Here is a 2105-nt window from a genome sequence, read left to right on the forward strand (position 1 = left end):
TCCTCGCCATGTCCTAGATTCTCGCTTCCCCAGCATCGTGCTGGAATCCGAGTGTCCAAGATCAGGGGTTAAGGCCCTTCACCCCCAGGTATCCTTCCACCCTCGGAAGCACGTGCTGGAGAAAATTCGACTGAATGAGCCCCGGCACGTGTCCCTCGTCCACGGTCACGATGCCTTGGATGACTGATGCCGCCCGGCGCTCAAAAATCGCGAACTCTACGGATTTAACCCCGTCGAGGATCATCATTTCCTGCTCCGCGAAGCTGCAGATCAAGCGCTTCTTGGCGGCCCAATCCCGACACAGCGCGAGACCGGTGAGCAGTTCGTCTGCCCCCAGGAGGCGGCCATCCACCGCCTCGCCGCCGAAACCCATCGAGCTAGACCCCCGATCGGCCAGTCCACGCTCCGCCACCGCCGGCGCTCCGACCAGTACCGTCATCGCCCCCCCTTTCAGCTTAGCTTGCCTGACAGATAGATAGTCTGTCTATTTCGACCCGACGCGCAAGCGCCTGAGGCAAATTTTCTAGAGGTGTGATCTTTGGTGTGGTGATGCGGCGGAACCCCGTAGCACTGCGAAGGATGTCGTTCGAGGCGGTCCCCACGGGTGCGTCACTCCGTAGCGACATGGAGCGATACGGCAAGTGCTCGGCGAGTCGGCATCCGGCGGTGCAGGCCTCACGTCAGCCGGCGAAAGCGTGGGGCTGCTGTCCGAAGGGGCGCTCAGGACGGATGCCAGATGAAGGGACACTCCACGTTGCGTTCGGTCGCGATCCAACCGGACACCCGAGCGACCCCGTCGGCATCGTCGATGCGCAGGGAGCTCGCGGCCGCCGGGGGGCGTTCGCTCCCGACTGCCAAGATCCACTGCATGGCACACTCACCCCCGGCACCGTAGAGCGAATCCGCGAGACCCACGGCGGCCGTATTCGATGTCGGGTTGCTGTCGGTCGCACCGTCCGGTCATGGCTCCACAGCTTCCACCGGCGCGATGGATGCCAGTCCCGTCGAAGTCACCGCCAGTTCGGCCCTGCCCACAGCGAAAGGCCCGCCGACGTTGCGCACGGCCTACACGTAGCGTTGAGCGGTGGACCCCTGCACCTCCTGGGGGACGGAGAGCGCTACCGGCAAATCGGTGGCGACGGCGACGTAAGCGGGCATTGCGCCCTGCAGGGCCGCGAAAATCAGCAGCACGGCGAGCGCCGCGGCCGCGCCACTCCGCAGTCGGGTTGCGGCGAGGAGGGCGCGAGCTGCACGCCGATACGCGGACTGCCCACACTCACGCGCAGCGCGGCTCGTCGCGGACCAGGGTGCTCTTGGCGAAAGCGGTGCGCATGGCGTCGCTCGTGGCGATGTCGCCGATGCCGATCATGAGCAGCGAAAACACGATCTGCTCCAGGATCATCCAGAACGGGTACAGCCCGGGGATCGCGGCGATCACGAGCGTCACCACGGGGAAGATGCGGCTAAACAGGCGCAGCCGCTGATAGCCCCAGAACCACCCCTCCCCCGCCCGCAGGGCGAAGTAGCCGAGCCCCAGCGTGAGGCCCAGCACGACGACGCCGCGCATCCAGACCGCGAGATTGTCGGGGTGGCCTTGGGCCAGGTTCACGAACGCGATGGCGAGCGCGCCGAGGCCAACGAGGATCTCGGCGGTGAGGATCCAGCGGATCGCGCGGAAGCCCTGGAGCACCTTGTGCGTCATGAGCGCTGCGGGCGCGCGAAGATCGCGCTGTCGTCGGCCGGCGGCCAGGCGATCCACGCGGCGCAGGAGGGCGGGGAGGCCCTTGAGGTCTGCCGGGGTGGTGTTCGTTTCGGGAATGGATGAGCTCACGTGATTATGGTGCGCCTCCGTGGGCCGAGGCGTCATCCATCGAAGGTGGGAACGGAGGCCCCGCCCACACGCCCGATGCCCGACGACGCGGCTCAAGTCCGCGCCGTCGAGCATCTCCTCTTCGTGCGGCGAGTCCAGCGCGGCCTGCCTCTGAAGGCCTAGGTGTTCTTCCCACGGTGGTTGTGGTCAGCGTGGCGTGACGGGATGAGGTGAGGACCTCCGGTATCGATGTGGGTTACCACACTCACTCGATCCACGGAGGTCCTCGTGTCCT

Annotated in this window: 2 protein-coding genes; both read right to left on the minus strand. The window is 66.1% G+C overall.

Features of this window, described 5'->3' with window-relative positions; translation table 11 throughout:
* Window positions 1-61: 61 nt before the first annotated feature.
* On the minus strand, window positions 62-439 hold the full coding sequence (locus tag DWB68_RS15635; RefSeq protein ID WP_119426036.1) for a hypothetical protein: 378 nt from the start codon (window positions 437-439) through the stop codon (window positions 62-64).
* Between the two features lie 837 nt (window positions 440-1276).
* The gene (locus DWB68_RS15645) at window positions 1277-1831 is read right to left on the minus strand and encodes a hypothetical protein (RefSeq protein WP_233548878.1); all 555 of its coding nucleotides are present in this window, start codon (window positions 1829-1831) and stop codon (window positions 1277-1279) included.
* Window positions 1832-2105: the final 274 nt, after the last annotated feature.

Origin of the sequence: Galactobacter valiniphilus, assembly GCF_003575975.1 — a bacterium.
Classification (GTDB): domain Bacteria; phylum Actinomycetota; class Actinomycetes; order Actinomycetales; family Micrococcaceae; genus Galactobacter; species Galactobacter valiniphilus.